Source organism: Xanthomarina arctica, from assembly GCF_014638915.1.
Classification (GTDB): domain Bacteria; phylum Bacteroidota; class Bacteroidia; order Flavobacteriales; family Flavobacteriaceae; genus Xanthomarina; species Xanthomarina arctica.
This window is the reverse complement of the sequence record NZ_BMFQ01000003.1, coordinates 233,291-255,882: the sequence shown is the minus strand read 5'-3', so window position 1 is coordinate 255,882 and position 22,592 is coordinate 233,291. Positions and strand designations below refer to the sequence as shown.

Sequence of the window (22,592 nt, the reverse complement as noted above, 5' to 3'; positions counted from 1 at the left end):
CACCTCTTATTCTGTAATTTCAACTAAAGGATCAGCAAGTTCCTGAAGTCCAGGCAAGTCTGGCATAGGAGCATAACTGCCTTCTATAGATCCCATTGATTCTTTACCTGTGGTTTTGTCTAAAAAGTATTTCCCGAAAGCCACATCATTATCTACTGTAATACGGTACATATCAGTTTCTTCCATAATGCTGTTGTTAAAACCAAATCGAGAGCGACCAAAGGACTTAATTACAAAATCTATTTTTGCTTGTTCTGCTTTATTAGGTATGTAAAAACTGTCCAATCCCCAAGTATCAAAAGGTGAGACTGCTTGAGTTGTTAGGTTCACTTCAATATCATATTTTAAACGAGCCTCTTTTTTGTCTAATGGGGTAAACTTAATAATACGACGGTACTTAACCAAGGTCATTTCGGTGTTAAACCAAACAGTAATTTCATATTCCTGCGGATTAAATGTAAAATCAGGGTATTTAGTATTGATAATACTATCTGCTTGTGCTATTAATTCAATTTTCGAGTGGTTTGGTTTTGTGTTAGTCATAGTATGTGATTGCGAAAAAGTGCCAAAACTTAAAAGGAATAAGAGTAAAGTAAATAACTTGGTCATAGATTTCAGTGGTAAAACAATATTTAATTTAGTCATTAATTTCTACTAAAGGATCGGGGAATTTGGGTGCATTATCAAACAGATCTTTAGGCATGGGCTCATAATTGCCGTGGATGGCACCATCATTTTGTAGCCCTGTTGTTTTATCGATAACATAATACGCGAATGATGATTCTTTTTCTAGGTTGATGCGATACGTCTCTGATTCTTCAATAATATTTGTGTAAAAATGTGGGTGAGGCAACCCGAAAGCCTCAATAACAAAATCTATTTTTTTTTGTTCTTCTGCTGAAGGGATGTAAAAGTTATCCATGCCCCAAGTATCAAAGGAAGTGGTTTGCTTGGTTAAATCAACTTCAAAATCATAATCTAGAGTGCTTCCTAGTAAACCCTCTTGTTTTCCCAAAGGAGTAAACCTAATAAGTCTTCTGTATTTAACCACAACCTGTTTGCTATTAGCCCAAGTGGTAATCTCGTATGCTTTTGGATCGTATGTGAAATCGGGATATTTGGAAATTATAATTGTGTTTGCCTGTGCGATCAATTGCAGTTTTGTCTTGCTCATTAAGTTGTTCATAAGGGTATCATTTTTAACATGCGATTGCGCAAAAGTGGTAAAACTTAAAAGGAGTAGGAGTATGGTCAATAATCTTTTTAGTCGGGATGTTATTATTTGGGACATGCAATTTTAGGTGTTGTTATTTAGTTTTCATGAAATCAGTTTATTTTATTTTTTGAGCCTAACTTGAAGATGTAAAGATTATTAGTAAGTAATCCTGTTTTTTACAAGCATCAAATTATCTATAACGTGATTGAATATGGTTGATATCGTGGTTAAGCAACTAATTTAGCAAATAAATCACAGATTGAATATTCCGCAGGAATGTTCGTAATTCGGTAGTGACCAAGCAATTAATTCTACATGGTGTTACCACCAGTTTTTAATTCCACATCTTATCAAATAGCTTCGGGCAAATGGCTTTCATTGTTTCAGGTTCTTCCTCTTTCCAAGTGAATTCAAATTTAGGATAGTTACCCTCATTATATTTAAAATCGTCAGCTATAAAGTCATATAAGTCTTTTCCTGTTTTATTATTAAATGCAGTTAAAGCTACATACCAGAACCCCTCGAACTCATAAAATTCAGTACTTGTGTTGTATTCAGAAATTAAGCTATCAGGGTTTTCTTTAGCTTTTTGGTACTTTTCTTTCCCTAATGATATTATCCAATTTCGGAAATATTCGAAACCATCGTCAGAACATCCGCCATTCATAATATATCCAGCGCACCACATTTCAGAATTGTAAGTGTCATATAGAAGCTTATCAGTTCTCAATCGAAAACCAATCATTTGTTTAGGTGTTAGCTTTTCAATTTCTTTCACTAAAAACTTTTCTTGGTCATCTTGATTTTTAGTTTTCTCAAATGATAAGTCAACAATATTCCAAAATACTGTTTCATCTAACATATCATTTGTCTTTTCAATTTCTTGATTGTTAGTTTTCGTTAATTTTTTTTTGGTTGGCTCATTTTTTCTAAAAAGCTTATCAAATATTCCCATTTGGTTATTGTTTTTCGTGTTTTGAATGCAACTAAATATTAAAAATGATGTAAATATTATTGTTGTGAGTTTCATTTTCTAATTGCCTATAACGTTACGTGTTTGAAAGGTAGCGTTTAAAAGTATGCTAACTTTTCGATTAAGTAAAAGCCAAAACTTTTGCGTTTTTTTTAATTTTTTGCTCTAAAAGCCAAATCAAAAAGATTTGGCGGACGCTATAAAAACACCATAGAATTTAGTACTGCACCAAATCCGAATTAATTATAACCATTTTCAACAAAAGTTATTCAGTTGCTTTAAAGAGAAAAAAACCGTTGTTTCTTCCAATGATTAGCAAAAAATCATCTTTCAATAGGAACCCTACAACAGGATCGCCCTTTACTATTTTTCCATTAGAAGGTTTTTTTATTTTGCACTCTACTTTTGGTTTTTGAGATAATGTAATGCCACCTTCTTCCTGTTGAGCCAATACGGCCACAACAAACTTATCGTTTGCTCCCGTGTTTCCAACCACTAGGAGTTCTTGATTCCTTTTTGCATAAGCTCCATAGATTTCCTTCGTTTTAATTTTTGCAGCTTTATACCTTTTAAGCTTATTGAGATTTGTTACATTATATTGTACAACGTTATCATTTCCTATCAAAAGCATTTCTTGATCAGCTACGAGCCATTGCATATCATTAGGTAAATAGCCATTTGCAGGCTTATCTTTACTTATAAATTCATACTTATTATTCTCTAATTCCGAATAAACATAAAAACCTTCATGTCTAGAGGTAATGAAAATGTTCTTCCCGCTTTTACTAATATTTGTTTCTGTATCAAAGAACATCGTTTGATTTTCATTTGACAAATCAATGATCTTAGTTGTTTCATGATTTTCAGCCACTTTAAGGACTGCTTTCTCTGTACTTGAAATCAAATAAATAATGCCAGATTCAATAATAAACTTGATAAACTCAGGCACTTCAATAACCTTTACTTTGAAGGGGTTATTTAAATCGGATATATCGTAAACTAAAATTTGATCAAGACCAAATCCTTCACCAAAGGCTAAATAGAGAAGATTTCCTTCTTTTTCAAATTGGCCTCCGCCCCAGCTTAACGGCGTTGTTGAAATTAGTTTGATAGTGGTTATATCTGTCACGTCCCAGATCTTAAATCTATTGGTATGACGTGTGATGAGTGTATTATCAAAAAACATTGATTTGCCAAAGTCTCTTTCTACGTCATGTTCTAATATTTCCTCAGGCTCAATTATTTGAATAGGGGTTTCTGTGTATGTATTGATATTACTTAACTTAATCATATTTATTATTTTTTTAATATTTGCTAACAAGGAAATAAACACAAGTGTATGTTTTTTCTTGTTAAATTCAGAGGACTAATATAAAAGCTTTAAATTAAATGACGTATAAATAGGAGGATGTTTTTTAATCATTAGTATGAATATTAAGACCCCTTTTAGTCCTTTTACTTTAGTTAGCAATAGGAAGTGAACAGAATAAAGAAGGTGTTTCAGCTTTATATCAGAATAGGGTGAATCTCATATTGAAATAAAATACTTCTAAAACCTATGGGTTTCCTTTAAAGCGGTTTTTATATATTAAGAAAACAGCACCCGCTTATCTTTTACTTTATCTATTCGAAGCATTTTATAATCTAAAATATAATTCTGGTAGATGCGCCAAGGTGCTTTGTTTCCTTGACTAGGGAGCGTGTTGGCAGCCCTGTTAATATATCCAGAGCTCAGGTTAAGTAGGGGAGACCGTTCTAAATTGGTTTCAATAACTTGTGCCTTTAGAGCTTTGTAGTTATGTTTATCTAAATAGGTTAATACCCGAGAGATATATTCGCTAGTAAGATCACTTTTCAAGGTCCATGAGGCATTGGTGTAACCAATAAACACAAAGAAGTTGGGCAGATCACTTAGCATGAGTCCTTTATATACAAACGATTTAGAGATATCAAATGGTTTAGAATCGATTTGAAAGGAAACCCCACCTAAGGCCACTAAATCAAGTCCAGTTGCTGTAATAATAATATCTGCCTCTAATGTTTTTCCAGATTTCAGCACGATACCATTAGCTGAAAAACGCTCGATATGGTCTGTAACTACGGTTGCCTTTCCTTTTCTAATAGCTTTAAAAAAGTCCCCGTTTGGAGCAATGCAAAACCGCTGTTCCCATGGCTTGTAGTTTGGCGTAAAATGTGGATCCACCGGAAAGTCACCCAAACCTTTTTTTGCCCCTTTAATAATAAAATTCTTCATACGTTCGGGATAGAACTTACAGAGATTAAAAAAGACAATCGAATAGAAAATGTTTTTATATCGGATAAGTTTATAAGCTAGATTTTTAGGGAATACGCGTTTTAACCCAGCGGCTATCTTGTCTTTATTGGGTAAAGCAGCAATATAGGTTGGAGAGCGTTGTAACATAACAACTTGTGCTCCCTTTTCGGCCAGCTCGGGAACAATGGTAACAGCAGTTGCACCACTTCCTATTACAACCACCTTTTTATTAGAAACATCTAATTCTTCAGGCCATTTTTGAGGGTGAATAATTTCCCCTTCAAAACGTGATTGATCCTTAAATTCTGGGGTATAACCTTTAGCATAATTATAATAACCACTGCAACCAAAGAGAAATTGGCAGGTATAGATCATGTCTTCCCCTGTGGCCATATTTTTAGTGCAAACCGTCCATAGTTTTTCTTTGGTATTGAAGTTATATGAAAGCGCACGTTGTTCGTAGATAATATGATCTCTCACCCCATTTTCGTCTGCAGCTTCTTCTATGTATTTTAAAATTGAAGGGCCGTCAGCAAAAGATTTTTGCGCGTCCCAGCTCTTAAAAGAATAACCAAAAGTATACATGTCCGAGTCCGAACGAATCCCTGGGTATTTAAACAAACTCCAAGTGCCCCCAATGTCTTCTCTAGCTTCTAAAATAACATAGCTCTTATCAGGGTTTTTACGGGAGAGATGACAAGCAGCTCCAATGCCAGATAACCCGGCTCCAATGATAATAATATCTTTATGCATTCTTTTTGTGTTCAGGTTATATTTGGGTTTGTTATGCAGAAATGAGAATCTGGTCGATTCATAGCATGCTTTGTTTTTGGTTATAACTTTTTCTTTCGGAATTCAACCATAAATGCTACCTAATTAAAATTCTTAATGAGGTGGTAAGAAAACGCAATAATTTCCTGGTAATTCTCTTTATTAATCTTTTCGTCTATCCCGTGAAAACGTGTCATCGTTTCCGGTGTCAGACGAATAGGATAAAAACGATACACATCGTCTGAAAGCTCATAAAAATAACGGGAATCCGTACCACCTCCTAATAAACCAGGAACGACAATGCTATTCGGAAACATGCCTCGTATGGTCTTTTCTAATATTTTAAAGCCCTCCGAATCGATACTAGAAACAGGCGACGGATTGGTTAAAAAGCCTACAGGTTCTACCTTTATTTTATCGGAGATAGTGCTTTCAATATGTTTTTTCACAGACTCTAAAGTTTCGCCTGGTAGAATTCTAAAATTTATAGTGGCCTCTGCCACGGTAGGAATAACATTGTTTTTTATACCCCCATCAATAATAGTAGGAGCTGTGGTTGTATGCGCATTCAAGGCTTCAAGAATAGGTTCTTTAAACAACCACGGATTAGCAAAAGCTACCTTTTTAAAAAAAGGTAATTCGGCACCCATATAAGATACTTGGTAATTTATAGGTTCTACAAGTTTATATGGCAACTGATTATTTTCTAGGTCAACAATAGCCTGAGCCAGCATGCCAATGGTGTTTTCTCTAGGCGGTGCGGAGCTATGCCCTCCAGTAGTCTGTACAATCAGTCGAAAGGACGCAAAGCCTTTTTCAGCCAGATTAACCATGGCAACAGGCTGCTTAATTCCTGGAATCAAATCTTCGCCTAAAAATCCGCCTTCATCAAGTGTCATAAGGGCTTGCACCCCTTGAGCTTTTAAATGTTTTGCCATGGCAGCAGCCCCATTAGCACCTCCAACTTCTTCATCATGTCCAAAAGCAAGGTAGATAGTTTGAGTAGGTACAAAGGATTCTTCAAGAAGCAATTCTACAGCTTCTAATAAGCCTATTAAAGTACTTTTATCATCCATGGCACCACGCCCAATAATATCAGTTTCAGAAATAACACCCTCAAATGGTGCAGCTTCCCAAGCGTTTAGAGTAGGTTCGTCAACTGGCACCACATCTTGATGCGATAATAAGATAATGGGCTTTTTGGAGCTATCAGAACCCTTCCAAGTATACAGTAAACTATAGTCGTTAATTTTTTCTAGACTTAGCTTTGCATGTGTTAAAGGAAAGGTTTTTTCAAGAAACCTATGGAAACCCAAAAAGGCTGTCGAATCAGGAATGGCCTCTTCACTATAAGAAATTGTTTGGTATTGTATGCCCTTTGATAGGTTCTCAAAAACATCATTTGGGAGCTCTACTTTTTCCAGACGCTCTGTTACCACTTGTTTGGAGCTGAGCATGACTGTATTGAAGATTAAAACGACTAAAACGATGACAAGTATTCCAACAATTAAAAGTACTATTTTTTTCATAAGGCTTAATTATTAACAATATGGATTATATTCTCTGCTTCAAGAACATGAGTGAAGGAGCGAAGAAGCATAAAAATAGATATATACAATGACATCCGTCTCCTGTTTAAAATATCTAACTAATATAAATGCTTTATTTTAAAAGACAGATATTTTAAACAATAGATTTTATTAGAGTGAAATTTAGGGTGAATTAAGGTTATTTATAAAATGACAAAAAAAAGAGCATGGAATGTCCCTGGTATATAAGTTAAAATCAAACCATGTTAATCTATGCGCGACTTTCAGACAATTATGGTACCTCTTTTCTTCTTAATCCATAATAGGTAAGATGTTTTAATGCTTTTGTTATAAATTGAAATTAGCTTATTTTTAATAAGCAATTAACCAAGAAGTATATTTATTTCGTAATAATATTAAGGTATCTTGCGGGCTTTATATTTGTAGTCAATACAAGTAGTATAAAAAGCAATCATTATGGAGAATAGTCGTAAGAACGAAGATAGAGTTACTCAAATAAATAAAGTAATAGAAAATTACTTTAAAACACATACGGATACAGATTGGATTCCAGCAAAAGACATCATGCAAGATTTAATACAAGCAGGTGTTTTTACAAAGGACCAAAAAAAAGGCTTACCCCTTAGAAAATTTTTACGTGCTTTAGATAAGGAGAATGTCCTAGATACAATCCCTTCTGTTCACGCCCAACGAACTGAAACAAATATCTATTGGTATTTGGTAAGAGAAGGAGCAACCTTCACTCCAAATGAAGCGATAACGGCCGTTTCTAAAAAAGAGAAATCGAAAGAAAAAAGAGAAAATAGTGATGAGTTCTATATTATAGATCTTTGCGACCAATTGCTTGGTGAAAAAGCATCACGCAAGCATACCTTTTCTAATTTGTTAGGAGATATGCATAAAAGAGGAAAAACAAGAACAAAATTACCTGTGGCAGCCTTTTATGAAGATGCTAATGTAGCCATCGAATTTATAGAAAAGGGAAATAAAACAGAAGAACATTTAGAAAAACTGGATGTTATGACGGTAAGTGGTATCACGCGTAGCGAACAAATTGAAAAATACAATAAAAGACGTAGAGATGTCCTGAAAAAGAAGAATATCAATTTAATTGAAATCGATTATGCCTTATTTGAATGCGATGATAAAATGAATCTAAGTCGTGATAAGGATAAAGATATCATGCACCTTAAAAAATTACTAAAACAGTATTTAAAATAAGGTAAAGACCGGTATCTTTTTAGTACTGGAATTTAATTGTTTAAAAGAAATTCATCTACAGTTAAAAATAAAAGGGACAGAAATTTTTCTGTCCCTTTTATATTATTTAAATTCTATAATTTCAGCAGAAATTGTGACGCTTATTCTTTTTTTTGTTTCAATAAGATCAATGGATAAATGGACAAGAGGGCTACTTCCTACCAACCGCCTCCACCGCCTCCGCCGCCGCCACCTCCAGAGAAGCCTCCACCACCAGAACCACTGCCACTACTTGATGGTGGTGTTGCAGAACTACTGATGGCATTAGATAAAGAGGAGTTTAATGTGCGATTAAATGTGGAGAAGTTTACAATGTTCCCAGCATACCATGTGGGTTGATAGGTATGATCCATAAGGGATTTGTCAATCAAGTTTTGAAATTTTTCACCCCAAATATCTTCGGCTCCTAAAACAACCGCGTATGGCAATAATCTTTCAAAAATTTCTGGTGTTAAATTGGGTGGATTAAAGTGGGCAATTTGTTTGTCTTCTGCCGCATTCATATACATTTTAAAACCCTCAATTAAAGATTTAAGTCTCAATTTTTCCACTGCAGGTTTCCTAATTAAATATTGATAAATTAAAAAGAAAACAATGTTTAAAACAATAAATAAAATGAATACCAAGACATCATGGTCTCCTTGAAAATAGCTGGAAGCTAAAAATATAAATAAGAAACCGTAAGCAACCATAGCCAAAATGGGAACGATCCAAAACTTTAAATGAGAGCCTTGATAAATCAACCCATGATGTTGTTTTTTTAAGGATGCTTTAAATGCAGTAACCGCGCTTTCTATTGTTTTATTGTATTTACCATCTAAGACTAGGGTAGATTCATTCGAGAATAATTTAGAAAGGAGAACTTTTTCTTCGTTATAAAGCGTTCCTGTATCGGCCTGTAACTTATGAATGAGATATCGCTTGCTTTTAAACAATCCGAAAATATATTCTTCAACATCCTCTTCAATTTTAAGATAGCCTTTAACTGCTAAATTCAAAATAGATCCAGTAATCAAATCTCCATAATAACGCTGTTTATCTATCATTCCAACAGATGCAGGTGTCATTTTTTCAGGCACCTCAAACTGAGGATAAACCGATGGCTTTGCAGGATCCTTACCAAATTTTAACCAGGTAAATCCATAATAAAATAAAAGCAAGAAACTTATAAGGCCACTCAAAATGTGGGCTCCAAATTTTTGAAAAAATGTTGGTGGTGGGGGTGGAGGAGGTTGGTTTACAGTACCTTTTTTTAAACCTACTGCTACAGTCAAGTTTTCTCCAGCACTTAAATTCTCTGAACTAAAACGAATGCTAGTCTCAGATAAGTTTGTGGAACTACAATTAGTACTGTTACTACCATAACTTCCAGTATAGCAGGAATTCTGAATAATGTTTCCCCCGGTAGGAAGCGTAATCAGACTTGAAACTTCATCAAAAGGTAAATCCCAATCAAAACCATTTACATTCCAGTAAATCTCATCGTAAGTATCATAAAAGCGTATTTGATTACTTACACGATACCTAATGCTGTAGTGATATTCCCCTTCAGTTAAAAAAACATCTTGTTCTCCCACAAAAATGGTAATACTACCAGAACCTTTTTCAGTATGGTATTTGGAAACGCTACCATCTCTTTCTATAGATAAAATTTTAAAATCTAGTTTATGTTTTCTCCCTAAACTATCAAGGCTTTCAGTAGGAATCGTTCTGGTAATTCCTCGTTTAAAAATAGTTCCTGTCGCATAAATTTTTATGGACTCGGTGACAGTTATAACACTGGAAGTATCTACCTGAATGTCAGAATGAAACGAAAGCACTCTTTCACTTTGTGAAAACAAAGAAAAGGAACTCGTAATCAGTAATATAAGACAAAAGAGTTGTTTCAACGCTTAAAATTTTACTTGTGGGTTTTGTCGTTCAGCATCTGTATCAATTTCAAAAAATGCGGCTTTACTAAAATTAGTCATCCCAGCGATGATATTTGAAGGAAAAGAATCAATTAAAATGTTATAATCTCGAGTGGTTCCGTTATAATATCTTCTAGATTTTTCAATATCAGATTCCACAACAGACAATTCCTTTTGCAAACTCAAAAAATTGACATTGGCTTTTAGATCAGGATATTGTTCAGCAACAGCAAATAAATTCATTAAAGATTTATTTAAGTTGTTTTCAGCAGCTTGTTGACCTTCGACCGTAGTAGCGCTTTGCGCTTGATTTCTCGCTTTTGTAACATTCTCAAAAGTTTCTTTTTCGTGCTTGGCATAGCCTTTTACTGTTTCTACTAAGTTCGGAATTAAATTGTAACGCTTTTTTAATTGCACGTCTATACCACTCCAAGCCTCTGCCACAAGTGTTTTTAAGGTTACCAATCTATTGTAAATACCAACACCATAAAATGCGGCCAATAATACAAAACCAATTATTGCAAATAAGAGTATCATAGTATGTAATTATTTTTATGAATTAAAGATATACTAAATTAATGAAAATAGTAATTCATTCATTTTAAATTTAATATCTAGAGTTTTATTATTCAAAAGCTTTGCTACCCCAATCAATCGAAAACTCCTACCCTAATAGGAATGCCAAATCCATAAACTTCATCGACTATCACCTCATAAGAGTGCAAGCCTAAAACCGCAACCCAAAAATAAGCAGGAACAAGAACGTGTTCTGGTTCAAGCGTAAAAGTTGCTGTGCCAGTTTTTACTTCTAAGAAGAAAATAGGGGAGAGTTCTATAGCAGGTTCTAAACTTTCAAAACTAAAGTTCAAAACACCTAGTGTCATATTTATTGGCTTCCGTTTTATTGATTGAATTAAAATTTAGATTTTTTGAGTAAAGGTTTCTATGCATGACATTGTAATTTGCAGTATATAAAAAAATGGTATAATAAAAAACATAATAAAATGCAAATACAAGCCTATTTAGCTTTCAATGGTAACTGTCAGGAAGCTCTCAATTTTTATGCAGAACTTTTTAAAGCAAAAATTCAAAATCGTCAGTCATATGAGGATAAAAAAATCGATGTCCCATCATCATATCGTCAAAAATTACAACATGCAGAATTGGTAGGAAAAGGGGTGCATTTAATGGCCTACGATGCTTCCCCTGACACCCCTATTAATCATGGCAATCAAATTCACATGAGTGTTGAAATTAATGATAAAAATGAGGCTGAACAATTATTTAATAGTTTATCTGAAGGAGGAAAGGTACATCACAATTTTAGAGAAAGAGAATGGGGTTATTTTGGACGATGCACGGATAAATACGGAATTAATTGGATGGTAAATTCAAATATTTAAGATAAAAATAATATATAAAAATCAAGCATAATGAATAATAATCAATACTGTAGAGTGAGAATTGTGGATAAAACTGTTAATAATGAAGATCAACAAGAGTTGGTGAAATTTATGGCGAATATGGCATCAGATTTAGAAATAGATAGGCAGAGAAAAAATGTATAATTATTTACTTTAAAAATACTAGTTGTTTTTTTAGGTGAAATATCTAATACCTGTCCTGGATGCGCTAATTATTTTGTTTCTAATTAGTAGTTCATTGCTTTTTTTGCATGTGCATATGGTTCTCTTGTAGGTTTGTGTTTTTTCTATCTAAAGTCAAAATGTACAGGTCTAATAAATTTGGTGTCCGGCATCTTTATAAAACTTAATCCAATTGTCACTTTCTGCATTTATTTTATTGAGAGTCTTTACCCTATAATCTATTTGGTAAGTGTAACAATAATCTTTATTTATATCGAATTAAAAGAGTTCTTATATTTCCAACAAGATTCTATTCTGGAACCAATAACTTTCTTTTTGAACTTTATCAAGTAGTTTTAAATATAAGGTTTGGTAGGTGGTTCAAGACAACCCCAGTTATCATCATCCTCTGATGCACCAACAAAATAAATCATAACCCCTTAACCCGTATTAACTGTAGCCATTATTATACACAGTTTTTTTATGTCCAATCTTTATATACCCAATCATTTTTTGTTACAAATTTATGGTCATCGCAGACAAATGTTTCTTGCACATTAAATGTTTTTTTATTTTCCATTCCTTTATCCCACATAACCATTAAATCACTTTTTCCGCTAACATTTTCCACATCTTCTTTTAAATTCTTAAAGCAGTTTAATCCTCCAAACATACCATTTCCTATTGGATGATAATTAGAATACTTACAACTTAAACAAGTTTTAATTTTTGTGTTTTCAGGTAATTTTTCTTGAATTCCAATAATGGCATCTTCAAAATAGCCATATTCTTTTTCGCTTAAAAATGTATCATATTCAGTTTCTAATTTTAAACGAACCACACTATTATTATTTCCAGTTGCAATGAATGTTTCTAAATTTCCAATTATTTCTTTTTTATTTCTAACAATATTAACTGGAATTACTGCCATCAATTCAAAATTCGTCAAATCACCAATACCATTTTCATAAAGAACATATTCAAACTTACTTTCATCAACTATGCCTTCAAGCCCTTCAAAGTCTGTTCCTTCAAATTGAATTCCTCTTAATGTTAAATTTAGAGAACTACCATCTGAATAGATTTTAGTTTCTAACTCACCAAATTTGTCCTTATATTTTGCTGAATATATTTTCATTCGGGTAATTGTATACAATGGTTATTTATATGAAAAGTTGCTTGTTTGCGTGCGAGGATTTTCCGAAGGAAAATTAGACGTTACAAACACGCAACTGTCTTTGATTAAGCGCTAAACCACAATTATTTTTATTCGGTATTGACAATAGTATTTTTTTTATATTATTGATTCCCATTCTTTTTGAATTTTATTCAGTTTGATTAAAAATGGAATTAATAAAGCTAATTCTAATCGAATTGTCATATTAAATCCGTCTTGAATGAAAGGTAAAACAACCATAGAAATTATGCAAAGAATAATTCCGATTATTGCATCTGCTTTTCCGATTTTTATTGCGAAATCTTTTTCAAACCACAATGCAAATGCAGTAACTCCTTTTAGAAGTCCAATAGAAATAACTATCAGTCCGTTTAAAGAAAAAGGTTCATTCGTTTCAAATCCGTAAAAAGCAAGATCTGGTTTAATATTTGTAAAACCGAGAATTAAGCAGACAAGAGATAAAAGTCCGAACAACATAAATATCCAACAGAAAATTTTAATCCACCAAGGTAGAAGTTTCCTTCTTCTCTTTTTTATATTTTCAAATTCTTCAAATGAGTTTTCGGTCACATTATTTTCTTTCATATTTTAATTTCGATTTAGTTGCGTTGTATTACAGCCTATGGTTAGTTGCGTGGTTAAGCAACTAATTTAATAAACAAACACGAGTTATAGAAAATTCCGAAGGAATTTTAAAAACAACAATTAATTATACATGGTGTTGTAGCACGTTATTATTTCAATTGTAATTTCGAATGAGTCTCTCTTCCCTCTCTAATAACTATTTCAATAATTTCTTTAATATCTTTTCTTGTAGTTCTGAAATTTACAATACAAGCTCTTAAACAATACATTTCATTTACAATAGCATTTGATAAAAATAACTCACCCCCAGTTTGTAATTCATTCAATAACTCTTCATTTAGTTTATTTAAATAATCGTTGTCTCCTTTGTAATTTAATGGAATATATTTAAAAGTAGTAATACTTAAATTTTGAGAAACTGCCTCTAATTCAGGATGCTTTTTAGCTAGGTCAAATAACAATACTGACAATTCAATGTCTTCGCTAATTAATTTTTGATAACCATTTCGACCAACTTGTTGTAATGTTAACCAAACTTTTAAGGCTCTAAATCCACGTGAATTTTGCATTCCAAATTCATAAAAGTTTTGAGCAGTTTCACCTTCTGTACTTGTAAAATTGTAATATTCAGGATGAGAGCTAAAAGTGTCAATTAAATGCTGTGGATTTTTTACTAACGTACATCCAGCTTCAAGAGGGCTATATAACCATTTATGAGGGTCAAGAGCTATAGAATCAGCTTCTGTTACACCATGAAATAGTTTTTTGAACTTAGGAATAACTGCCGCAGGTACACCATAAGCACCATCGATATGAAACCATAAATCATATGCTTTGCAAATAGTTGAAATGCCTTTAAGATTATCAACAACACCAGTGCTTACATCTCCAGCAGTACCAATTACCATAATTGGTTGTAAACCATTTTCTATATCTTTTTTAATTGTTTCTTCTAAAACTTTATTATTCATTTTATTGGAAGAATCAGTTTCAATCCAACGAATTGAATTTGAGCCTAAACCAAATAATATTGCAGCTTTCTCGATCCAAGTGTGTGTGGATTTTGAACAATAAACAGTTAGTTTTTTAGATATATTTGAGAGTCCATCTTCTTTTATATTCTTAGGTGCTTTAGCTGTTCTAGCTGCCAAAAACGCAGTAAAATTTGCCATATTCCCACCACTAACTAAAATTCCACCGTAACTTGGTGAAACACCAATAAACTCAGCAAGCCATTGAACTGTTTGTTTCTCAATCTCGGTAGCCATAGGACTTAAAATATGAGCACCAACATTTGAATTTATAGACGCTGCAAGTAAATCAGCCAAGGCTCCAATTGGGGAAGCGGATGATGTGATATATCCTAAAAATTTAGGATGTCCATTAAACAATGAATGATTAAGCAATAAATTGGTTACTCTTGGTATTAATTCTGTTGCTGGTGTTCCGTTTTCTGGCAAAGTATTATTTCCTAAAATACTTTGTAGTTGACTTGGACTTTTGTTAACTGTAACAGGTTTTTTATCGATACTAGAAAGGAAGTCGGAAATATCATCTATTAATTGATGTCCTATTTTACGAAAATTTTCTTTGTCGATTTCTATTGAATTTTCTCGATTTTCAATCATTCTATTGTGTTTGTTTTTATTGTGTTACAATGGTTTTGTGTATGAAAAGTGCGTGCTTGTGTCGGCGGATTTTCGGAACGAAAATCGGATGAAAGTAAGTATGCACTTTCCTTTTGTTAAGCTCTAAACTACCCATTTTTTATATCAGTATTGACAATAGTTATTGTACAGTTTGTTCAAACTTAACAGTTTCTTTTCCATTTGTAACTACAATTTCATAAGTTCCTATACTTAAACCAAGATTACAGTTTTCTGTTTTTCTTTCAACTTCTTTAATGTCAATTGGAATAGCTATATTAATATCTTCTCCTTTTTTATAAGCCAAAACCATAACTGGAAACTCTATTTGAATATCTGTTAATAGTATTGAAACATTTTTATTCCCATTTTCAAATAACCAATTTGGTCTATCATCTATATATTCAGTATTCGGATGAAAGACAGCAATGTCTATCCATGTGTCATTCTCTTCATATCTTAGTGGATTATTGTCCTTTTCAATTAAAACGGAAGATTCTTTAATTTGTAATGCTTCTAAGAGTGAGTTAAATTCAGGCTTACTTTCTTTATTAAAATCAAATAATGTTTGATCTATCGTTAAAGGGTTTATTCCTGTAAATTCAGTTAGTCTACCAGCCATAGTTTTTCCCAAAAATCTGTGAGTTCCTTCAAGTGCATGGCCATAACCACAATAGATTAAGAACTTTTCGTTTGGTTTAGATTCAATTACTTTTTGAATGCTTTCTGCTTGTTCAATTTCTCTTAATTCATCTGAATCATCGCTATAATTCGTAGTTTCGTAAGGAAATAAAGTATATCCTATTTCCAATGCTGTTCTTATCAAATTCCCGAACTGTGGGTCTTTGGTGTAGTATCCTGTAGTTTGAATTGGATATTTTCGATTGTTGAGGGCAGAATTTAAACTATCATTACTTGTAAGTGCTTCAATTCCTAAATTTGTATATCCAATATGATATAAATCTTTAAGAAGCGATTTTGTAAATACACGATGAAGGGAATTATGATGAGCTTCGTTAATAATTACTATATGATTTTTTTTAGCTTTCTCAATTACATAATCTAAAGCCTTTACTTTTATATATTTAATATTTATGGAATCTATTTGCTCTTTTGATAAACTGGTTTCAATTACTTCCTTTCCTAAATCCCAATGAATCAAAGCGTTTTTATAATCACCTTTTAAAGCAAAATCGGTTCCTGAACGCTGATAATCTTTTGAAAAAAAAGCTTCTCTTTCAATCTCTGATGAAAATTTATATTTAGTTCCAAATTCAATTTTTTCTATTAACCTCTTTTCTTTTTTACACGAAATTATTATAAAAGTAATTGTTAAAAATAGAATTAGTTTTCTCATAATTATTGCTAAATTTATGTTTATTCTTCGGTTTGGCAAATGTGCTACAAAGTTTATGTATATGAGCTGCGGCGCGAATTATCACAGATCTCTCCAAATTAGGATAGACCTAGATATAGCTTGTAAATGTTGTTGTGCATTCGTTATTTTAGTTATGTTCCTGGATCAATTCATAGAGGTTTTCTAATTCATTTTTAAGCTTTAAATAATTATCAATCTGAATATTTGAGTTATAAAATATATTATCAATTAAACTCTCAAATTTTAAAATGTTTAGCACATTTAAATTGTTATGATTGCTAAATTTTGAAGGTCCAATTTGTTCAGCATAGTTCGAGTGTACAGCATCCATTTGTCTGAAACTGATATGTTCATAAATAAAGGGATAGAAATATTCATTAAGGTCATCATTGAAATATTTCTCACCTATTCTAACTTCTTCAACTAAAGATGGTAAGCCATACAAAAGCGATTTTAATGAATCAGATTTAATGAGTGCTACCTTTCCAGTATTTAATCCTTCGCTCAAAGTTCCATTTTTAAATTCCATATTACCATTTGCCATACATATATTAACAAGGCTATCGAATGTTCTAGAAGAGAGTTTAGTAATATCTTTATTGAACATTTTTAAAATTGCCAACGAACTCCTTTTTTGATTTTCTTTACGTTTAATTTCTTCGTTTGTAAAACCGATATTACTCGTTATTTCTGCTTTCAGTCGATTTACAAATTCACTAGATTCGTTTATATTACTTTGATTAATATTCCAATTGTTTATTTGTAAAGCTATTAATATCCCAATAATTACAAGAACAATTTCGCCAATGGCATAAATCAAATATTTACTGAATTTGTTCCCTGCCTTGCCGTCAGGAAGATCAGTCAGCATTTTTTGCCTAATTTTTCTAAAGAATTTTATCATTTGGTTATTGGTTGGTCATAATGAAGCACAACAAAGGCATATAGAAAAGAATATCCTTTTCTTAAAAGATTGTCTTCTAATATAGGTATATAGATTAAGTTTTCCAATACGTATAAATACGTAGATGATTTTTAATCAATCATTTAAAACGAATTAAGCTAGGGAGGTGAAGATTCTTAATATTGTTTTTCGGCCTCCCTTAAAGTGGGAAAAAGGAATAAATTATCTTATTTATCTCTAAATCAAAATAGGGGATAGGGCCTTGTTCAACTTTAGGTGAATTCTCTACTTTATGATAACATTTAATTTTTGTGGCATTTTATGAACCGCCTTTTATAGAAAAAGATAGGTGTATATAAGTTTATAAAAAGAACTGCATCATACAAGTATGAAAAGGTTTGTTTTTAATCCCATGAAAAAAGCCCTGAACATAAGTTCAAAGCTTTCAAATGTGTAGCGAGAATGTGGCACGATCCCATGACCTCCTAGTTATGTAAATATAACAATCTGATAATCAGTTTTTTAAATCATAATTATTGCTTAAAACGTGTCCAAAAAACAAAAAATCTTTGTTCACTTTTGTTAATAATTCTTGAACTTCAATATATAAAAATATTACGAAACAGACTGTTTTTTAAGTAGATAAAAATTTATTTTTAATTGGAGTAATTTTCGTGTCTGAGATTTGAAATTAAATTTAGGTGATTTTGTGGGTGAACACGGTTTTTTTTTTTTTTTTTTTGGATTCAAGTTTAGGATATCTTTTTTTTCGTTTTCAACTATAGTTAATTCTGATGGTTCTTGTTCGACAAACTTGTGTTTTTTTGCAATTCTAAAATATTTTTAGGTGGGATGATTTAGTTGACACTATTTGTTAATAGTGAGGTATACAGCATTGGGACTTAGTTAATATAGATTAGCTTTTAGTACCACCAACCACGGGTATTGTATGTAATAGTTTGAGGCTGATTATTACCGTATGCCACACCAATTTCCTGAGCTGCTTTAATCATGGATTTTTGGATATCGACAGCATTTTGCTGTTCTTTAAATTTAAAATCCCATTCTTTTTGATCGATTTCTTTTATTCTGTTGGCTATCTGATTTGTAAGTTTTTTTACTTCAGAGAAACATGCTGCATTTGGGTCAATGCCCTCTAGGTAATAGCTAACATTATTAGCACCTTCTATATTTTGATTAGCATTCCAAGCATTTTTTGCCTCAGCTAATTTTACTTCACATGCTCTATCAATCTGTTTTTGATAAATAGGAGCAACTGCATCCATACAATTATCATAGCATTCTTTACAAACATCGGGAACAGACGTTAGCTTAAATATGGCTGAATCATATTCTTTTTGAGATTCTAATACTTGAGCTTCTTTAAGAATAAAATCACATTGACTATTGTAGTATTCGATTATTTTTGTTTTGCCTTCTTCTAAAAGCTCTTTTAAAGCAGTGTTACTTGTTTTTATTTGCTTTAAAGCTGAGATATAAGCTTTTGTTTCATTAGTACCTACGCCTTTAACCTGAATAGACGTATTTGCAAATAAGGTTCCATCAATGCCATCACCAATATAAAAAATTACTTCTAATGTTAAAGCAGTCATTGGGGGTGCTGTAGGGGTAATGTCTTTGGTCAAAACATTAATATTTGGAGTGATGATAAACCTAGGGTTAAAAGAACGACCTCCCATACCGTTTTTTGAAGTAATTTGTGAAAGTTTATTTTCTAACAAACCTCTTGCTGATGGAGGTAATCCTTCAATTTGAGACGGCACGTATGAATTAATAATTATGCGACCTAAATCGTCGGTTTTTCCTTCTTCGTTTTGAGATGTTAGTATAAAATTGCAAAAAAGACAAACAGCAAGTGTTAAATATTTTTTCATTGTTTTTAGTTTATAATAATAATTATTGTAAAATAATTTCGACTTCGCCTAATCCTTTTGTTTGGATGGTGGTTTCAATTCCTAATTCTGTTTTAAGAAATTCTTGTAGATTACCACCCCAGGTAGCATAATCATATGCCATTTGACCACCCCAACCATCATCTCCATACAAAGGAATTCTAACTTGTGAAAATTTCAATACATTTTCACTATTTTCATCCATAGAAAAACGTCTTTCCACAGTATTACGTGGCATCCAAAAACGATTAACAATGTCTTTAAGGGAAGCTTCTTTTCCTTTCAGAGTATATAGCGTGTTGAAATTAGTTTCAGACATTTCTCCAACCAATAAAACTAAAGCTCCTTCTCTTCCACTAGATAGAAGATCATCAAAATGGGTTTGTAACTGGCTGTTAAAATTATCTAATTCAGATAGAACAGCTTCTTCTAGTAACACGGATTGTTCAGCCGAAAATGACTGAGGTCCAGTACCACTTGCAGCCGCTACTTGTTTACCTGTATAAGCATCTATACCCTGCATTCTAAATTCAATTGATTTCTTCGGGCCTTGAGTATTTACCTTCCAAAATACTTTCATAATAATATCTGATTTCGCAGTTTTATTCAAAATATCAATTGGAGATTCATTTACTCCAATCATATTAGTTCTTGCTCCATCCTTAGCAATTTTATCTAACTGAGATTTTAAATCAACCAAAGGAAAACCTCTATCAGCCATTAATTCGCCGATTTTTGAAATCACACTAACTAAATCACTATTTTCTTGCAATGCCTTATTGTAGTCCGGAAGATTAATTATTTCACCTTGATTTTCATAGGACTTCATAAAATTAGCTTGAGTACACCAATCATCACTAGGAACCACCATGATTGTTGGTTTTTTTGCCTGAGAAAAGACATTAGTAACACTTATAATGATAGCTATTAATAATAATTTTTTCATATCTCTTATTGATTAAAACCCATTAGACAAACCTTTAATGATGCCATTAGATTCAAGGTATTTTCGTAATTCTGCGGTATTAACAGATACGACTACACCAATTTTATATTCCTTTTTACTTATCTTAATTCTATCTCCTGGAGCAATTTGACCATGATTTACCAATGTGACAAATTTCATATAATCACCTCCATCTGACTCAAAGAATTCTTCAAAAAATTCTTCGTTTTCTTCATTAAGATTTGCATTACGGGCCAGCGGTTTTTGACCTTTCACTCTTCCATTGTTTGGTAGTCCTTTAAAAATAATACCGTGTACTGCATTCTTTTTTGCTTGCTCCGTTGCGGTTTCTACATTTTTAGAATATGACCAAACTTTTACTTGGTCAGTTCCTTGAATACCAGTTGCGACTGATTCAAGTTCATATCTCCATGCTATGGTTTGTTTATCAGCTTTATTTGTGCCCTTTTGTGCCTTTATAGGTTGAATAAACCCTATTAAAACAAGTAGTAACATGCTACTTGTTTTAATTGATTTTTTTATTTTCATAACTTTTATTTCACTTGCTTTAATAACATACCAACCTCTATATTGCTTGACCCTTTAAAAGTAGTTGCAGTTACAATATTTCCGTCTTCATCTGTTTGAGGCTCTGTGTCTTCACCTTGTGCGTATCTGTTATCCCATATAGGAGCTTTCTTATCTACTGTACAGGTACCAACTTTTTTCCATGATGTTTGACCTGTTTTTTCATCCCAAACCATTTCTAATACTTCAAACTTATCGCCTGCAGAAATACCTTCTTTCAATCCTATTTTTGCTGTAAATGGATCTACATAAGAGATTGGAGTTGCAGGTTTAAATACATCATTATCCTTTTGTAATTCTGCGAAAGCATTATCAACATTGCGCACTAATGCTAAATCGATAACCTGTTCTAGTGTTCTTTTTTCCCCAATTTTAAATGTTACTAAACTCTGGTTATATTGTACTCCAACAAATTCTAATTTAAAAATATCGGTTACATCGAAAGCTGCAGGATTGGTATACAAATCGCTATAGAAAGTAGTAGCTATTGATTCATCCCAAGCTAATTGGAATAACCATGTTTTGGAAGAAACAAAATAGCCTTCTTTAGTTTTTTCATAAACAGCATCTATTCCTTTCATTGTTTTATTAAGTACAAAGGATGGTAGGTTAGATTCTGAAGCTGTTTGTTTTGCGGCATCTCTTACAGCGGCGGCGACTGGTTCGTTTGGGTTAAATTCTAGGGATGTAAAAGTAACAAACGTGTTTTTTATTAATTCTGCTCCTGCATCTGCTAGAGCCGCCATGCCTCTTACTTGTCCAGAGGCTAATGCTGCTTCCATTTCTGAAGCATTGTAAAAACCTCTTTCTTGGATAAGGCTCATATCGAATATTCCATCTGAGCTTCTATTGAACCATGATGAAATTAATTGTTTTCCTAAGCCTGTTTCTTCCAATACTTTATCAATTTTTAATTGCATAATTTGTTTATCTGTAGGTATAACAACAGCTATGGTTTGTTCTACGTTCAAATATCTGACAGGTACTGCCGTGGCTTTCATCAACTTTAACGGATTATCTAAAGTGTCTTGTAAATATCCTTTCTCTAATAAATAGTCGTCAGTTAGCTGTATTGAATTAATGTTTATTGATTTTAAATCAATATCATGCTCGTTGTATTTGTCAGGAAAAGGGTAGTTGTTCCAAGATTCCATTACAGCATTTTTTTCAGGGAAATCATCTGTCTCAATTAATATCATAGATAAGGAGCTTCTTAGATATTTGTCTTCATTTGCTTGTGCAAATAAATTCATTGTGCTTAACATTAATGTTAAAATAATAAGTGTATTTTTTTTCATGATAATTTGGTTTTTTATTATTTGAATTTGATTTAAGGTGTTCAAATAAACAATAATGAGTAGGTAAATCCTTACGGGTTTCCGTATTCTAAGAATTTTAATTACTATTTTTTTTAAGTGATTGAAAATCAATAATTTGATTTTTAAAATTATTTAAACTCCCTCTTAATAATAAAGAGTACGAGTAATTGACGAGAATTAAATAATTAATATGGCTGAAATAAGCCCATAAAAAGAAAGCATAGCTATATAGCGACTATGCTTAGGTAATTACGAATTAAAGTAACTTGGGCCTGGAATTTTGCCAAAGGTTAATATTGATTTTTATCTGAAAACTATTTTTTAGATGATTTCAATTTATATAGTAGACTAAACTGATTAGGGTGATTTGGGGGGTGAACATGGTTTTTTTGTTTTGAAATTAAAAGAGCTATTTTCTTATGAAAAAATGAAGGCTTATAATTTCTCAGACCTCAATTCATGTTAATTAGAGATTTCATGATTCTTTACGGAAAACAGTAAGGGTATTTAAAAGGTAAAATATATATTTGTTTACTATGCCTAAAATTAACATTTGTCATTTTTTTAGAAACTATTTTTGGCCCCCTGTATTTAT

Annotated in this window: 20 protein-coding genes; 2 read left to right on the top strand and 18 right to left on the bottom strand. The window is 32.3% G+C overall.

Annotated elements, in window-relative coordinates:
* Window positions 1-6: 6 nt before the first annotated feature.
* The 6 genes from IEV77_RS12405 to IEV77_RS12380 form a co-directional block, all read right to left on the bottom strand.
* Window positions 7-543 (bottom strand): hypothetical protein, encoded by a 537-nt coding sequence (locus IEV77_RS12405; protein WP_188465307.1) that lies wholly within the window; start codon window positions 541-543, stop codon window positions 7-9.
* Between the two features lie 94 nt (window positions 544-637).
* On the bottom strand, window positions 638-1,291 hold the full coding sequence (locus IEV77_RS12400) for a hypothetical protein (RefSeq protein WP_188465305.1): 654 nt from the start codon (window positions 1,289-1,291) through the stop codon (window positions 638-640).
* A 259-nt stretch (window positions 1,292-1,550) separates the two neighbouring features.
* On the bottom strand, window positions 1,551-2,171 hold the full coding sequence (locus tag IEV77_RS12395) for a DUF4240 domain-containing protein (protein ID WP_188465303.1): 621 nt from the start codon (window positions 2,169-2,171) through the stop codon (window positions 1,551-1,553).
* A gap of 283 nt (window positions 2,172-2,454) precedes the next feature.
* Window positions 2,455-3,480 carry an LVIVD repeat-containing protein gene (locus tag IEV77_RS12390; protein ID WP_188465301.1) on the bottom strand — a complete coding sequence of 342 codons (1,026 nt, stop codon included), beginning with the start codon at window positions 3,478-3,480 and terminating at the stop codon, window positions 2,455-2,457.
* Window positions 3,481-3,777: 297 nt separating this feature from the next.
* Window positions 3,778-5,217 (bottom strand): flavin-containing monooxygenase, encoded by a 1,440-nt coding sequence (locus IEV77_RS12385; protein WP_188465300.1) that lies wholly within the window; start codon window positions 5,215-5,217, stop codon window positions 3,778-3,780.
* A gap of 119 nt (window positions 5,218-5,336) precedes the next feature.
* On the bottom strand, window positions 5,337-6,764 hold the full coding sequence (locus IEV77_RS12380) for a M20 family peptidase (protein ID WP_188465296.1): 1,428 nt from the start codon (window positions 6,762-6,764) through the stop codon (window positions 5,337-5,339).
* A 477-nt stretch (window positions 6,765-7,241) separates the two neighbouring features.
* On the opposite strand from IEV77_RS12380, the gene IEV77_RS12375 reads away from it, so the two are divergent.
* The gene (locus IEV77_RS12375; protein ID WP_188465294.1) at window positions 7,242-8,006 is read left to right on the top strand and encodes a hypothetical protein; all 765 of its coding nucleotides are present in this window, start codon (window positions 7,242-7,244) and stop codon (window positions 8,004-8,006) included.
* A 197-nt stretch (window positions 8,007-8,203) separates the two neighbouring features.
* Here IEV77_RS12375 and IEV77_RS12370 read toward each other — a convergent pair whose 3' ends face one another.
* From IEV77_RS12370 to IEV77_RS12360, 3 genes are all read right to left on the bottom strand, one after another.
* Complete coding sequence (locus tag IEV77_RS12370) at window positions 8,204-9,934, bottom strand: DUF2207 domain-containing protein (protein ID WP_188465292.1); 1,731 nt, start codon at window positions 9,932-9,934, stop codon at window positions 8,204-8,206.
* 3 nt (window positions 9,935-9,937) lie between these two features.
* Window positions 9,938-10,492, bottom strand: a complete 555-nt coding sequence (locus tag IEV77_RS12365) for a LemA family protein (protein ID WP_188465290.1) — start codon at window positions 10,490-10,492, stop codon at window positions 9,938-9,940.
* A 113-nt stretch (window positions 10,493-10,605) separates the two neighbouring features.
* Window positions 10,606-10,839, bottom strand: coding sequence for a hypothetical protein (locus IEV77_RS12360; RefSeq protein WP_188465288.1), 234 nt, complete (start codon window positions 10,837-10,839; stop codon window positions 10,606-10,608).
* A 120-nt stretch (window positions 10,840-10,959) separates the two neighbouring features.
* On the opposite strand from IEV77_RS12360, the gene IEV77_RS12355 reads away from it, so the two are divergent.
* Entirely contained in the window at window positions 10,960-11,358 is a 399-nt protein-coding gene (locus tag IEV77_RS12355; protein WP_188465286.1) for a VOC family protein, read from the top strand.
* A gap of 664 nt (window positions 11,359-12,022) precedes the next feature.
* Here the strand turns inward: IEV77_RS12355 and IEV77_RS12350 are convergent.
* The 9 genes from IEV77_RS12350 to IEV77_RS12310 all read right to left on the bottom strand — a co-directional run bounded on the left by IEV77_RS12350 (window position 12,023) and on the right by IEV77_RS12310 (window position 21,976).
* Window positions 12,023-12,679, bottom strand: a complete 657-nt coding sequence (locus IEV77_RS12350; protein ID WP_188465285.1) for a DUF6304 family protein — start codon at window positions 12,677-12,679, stop codon at window positions 12,023-12,025.
* A gap of 156 nt (window positions 12,680-12,835) precedes the next feature.
* Window positions 12,836-13,303, bottom strand: a complete 468-nt coding sequence (locus IEV77_RS12345) for a hypothetical protein (protein ID WP_188465283.1) — start codon at window positions 13,301-13,303, stop codon at window positions 12,836-12,838.
* 149 nt (window positions 13,304-13,452) lie between these two features.
* The gene (locus tag IEV77_RS12340; RefSeq protein ID WP_188465281.1) at window positions 13,453-14,931 is read right to left on the bottom strand and encodes a pyridoxal phosphate-dependent decarboxylase family protein; all 1,479 of its coding nucleotides are present in this window, start codon (window positions 14,929-14,931) and stop codon (window positions 13,453-13,455) included.
* A 160-nt stretch (window positions 14,932-15,091) separates the two neighbouring features.
* Window positions 15,092-16,306 carry a hypothetical protein gene (locus IEV77_RS12335; RefSeq protein ID WP_188465279.1) on the bottom strand — a complete coding sequence of 405 codons (1,215 nt, stop codon included), beginning with the start codon at window positions 16,304-16,306 and terminating at the stop codon, window positions 15,092-15,094.
* Between the two features lie 148 nt (window positions 16,307-16,454).
* A complete protein-coding gene (locus tag IEV77_RS12330) occupies window positions 16,455-17,231 on the bottom strand; it encodes a DUF6090 family protein (RefSeq protein ID WP_188466269.1) in 777 nt (258 codons plus the stop codon).
* 923 nt (window positions 17,232-18,154) lie between these two features.
* On the bottom strand, window positions 18,155-19,126 hold the full coding sequence (locus IEV77_RS12325) for a hypothetical protein (RefSeq protein ID WP_188465277.1): 972 nt from the start codon (window positions 19,124-19,126) through the stop codon (window positions 18,155-18,157).
* Window positions 19,127-19,148: 22 nt separating this feature from the next.
* The gene (locus tag IEV77_RS12320; RefSeq protein ID WP_188465275.1) at window positions 19,149-20,090 is read right to left on the bottom strand and encodes a DUF6175 family protein; all 942 of its coding nucleotides are present in this window, start codon (window positions 20,088-20,090) and stop codon (window positions 19,149-19,151) included.
* Window positions 20,091-20,102: 12 nt separating this feature from the next.
* Complete coding sequence (locus tag IEV77_RS12315; RefSeq protein ID WP_188465273.1) at window positions 20,103-20,639, bottom strand: hypothetical protein; 537 nt, start codon at window positions 20,637-20,639, stop codon at window positions 20,103-20,105.
* Between the two features lie 5 nt (window positions 20,640-20,644).
* Window positions 20,645-21,976 (bottom strand): hypothetical protein, encoded by a 1,332-nt coding sequence (locus IEV77_RS12310; RefSeq protein ID WP_188465271.1) that lies wholly within the window; start codon window positions 21,974-21,976, stop codon window positions 20,645-20,647.
* Window positions 21,977-22,592 lie beyond the last annotated feature (616 nt).

Coding starts and splice junctions, on each gene's coding strand:
- IEV77_RS12405 (WP_188465307.1), bottom strand. CDS start 543: ATGACTAACACAAAACCAAACCACTCGAAAATTGAATTAATAGCACAA.
- IEV77_RS12400 (WP_188465305.1), bottom strand. CDS start 1,291: ATGTCCCAAATAATAACATCCCGACTAAAAAGATTATTGACCATACTC.
- IEV77_RS12395 (WP_188465303.1), bottom strand. CDS start 2,171: ATGGGAATATTTGATAAGCTTTTTAGAAAAAATGAGCCAACCAAAAAA.
- IEV77_RS12390 (WP_188465301.1), bottom strand. CDS start 3,480: ATGATTAAGTTAAGTAATATCAATACATACACAGAAACCCCTATTCAA.
- IEV77_RS12385 (WP_188465300.1), bottom strand. CDS start 5,217: ATGCATAAAGATATTATTATCATTGGAGCCGGGTTATCTGGCATTGGA.
- IEV77_RS12380 (WP_188465296.1), bottom strand. CDS start 6,764: ATGAAAAAAATAGTACTTTTAATTGTTGGAATACTTGTCATCGTTTTA.
- IEV77_RS12375 (WP_188465294.1), top strand. CDS start 7,242: ATGGAGAATAGTCGTAAGAACGAAGATAGAGTTACTCAAATAAATAAA.
- IEV77_RS12365 (WP_188465290.1), bottom strand. CDS start 10,492: ATGATACTCTTATTTGCAATAATTGGTTTTGTATTATTGGCCGCATTT.
- IEV77_RS12360 (WP_188465288.1), bottom strand. CDS start 10,839: ATGACACTAGGTGTTTTGAACTTTAGTTTTGAAAGTTTAGAACCTGCT.
- IEV77_RS12355 (WP_188465286.1), top strand. CDS start 10,960: ATGCAAATACAAGCCTATTTAGCTTTCAATGGTAACTGTCAGGAAGCT.
- IEV77_RS12350 (WP_188465285.1), bottom strand. CDS start 12,679: ATGAAAATATATTCAGCAAAATATAAGGACAAATTTGGTGAGTTAGAA.
- IEV77_RS12345 (WP_188465283.1), bottom strand. CDS start 13,303: ATGAAAGAAAATAATGTGACCGAAAACTCATTTGAAGAATTTGAAAAT.
- IEV77_RS12340 (WP_188465281.1), bottom strand. CDS start 14,931: ATGATTGAAAATCGAGAAAATTCAATAGAAATCGACAAAGAAAATTTT.
- IEV77_RS12335 (WP_188465279.1), bottom strand. CDS start 16,306: ATGAGAAAACTAATTCTATTTTTAACAATTACTTTTATAATAATTTCG.
- IEV77_RS12330 (WP_188466269.1), bottom strand. CDS start 17,231: ATGATAAAATTCTTTAGAAAAATTAGGCAAAAAATGCTGACTGATCTT.
- IEV77_RS12325 (WP_188465277.1), bottom strand. CDS start 19,126: ATGAAAAAATATTTAACACTTGCTGTTTGTCTTTTTTGCAATTTTATA.
- IEV77_RS12320 (WP_188465275.1), bottom strand. CDS start 20,090: ATGAAAAAATTATTATTAATAGCTATCATTATAAGTGTTACTAATGTC.
- IEV77_RS12315 (WP_188465273.1), bottom strand. CDS start 20,639: ATGAAAATAAAAAAATCAATTAAAACAAGTAGCATGTTACTACTTGTT.
- IEV77_RS12310 (WP_188465271.1), bottom strand. CDS start 21,976: ATGAAAAAAAATACACTTATTATTTTAACATTAATGTTAAGCACAATG.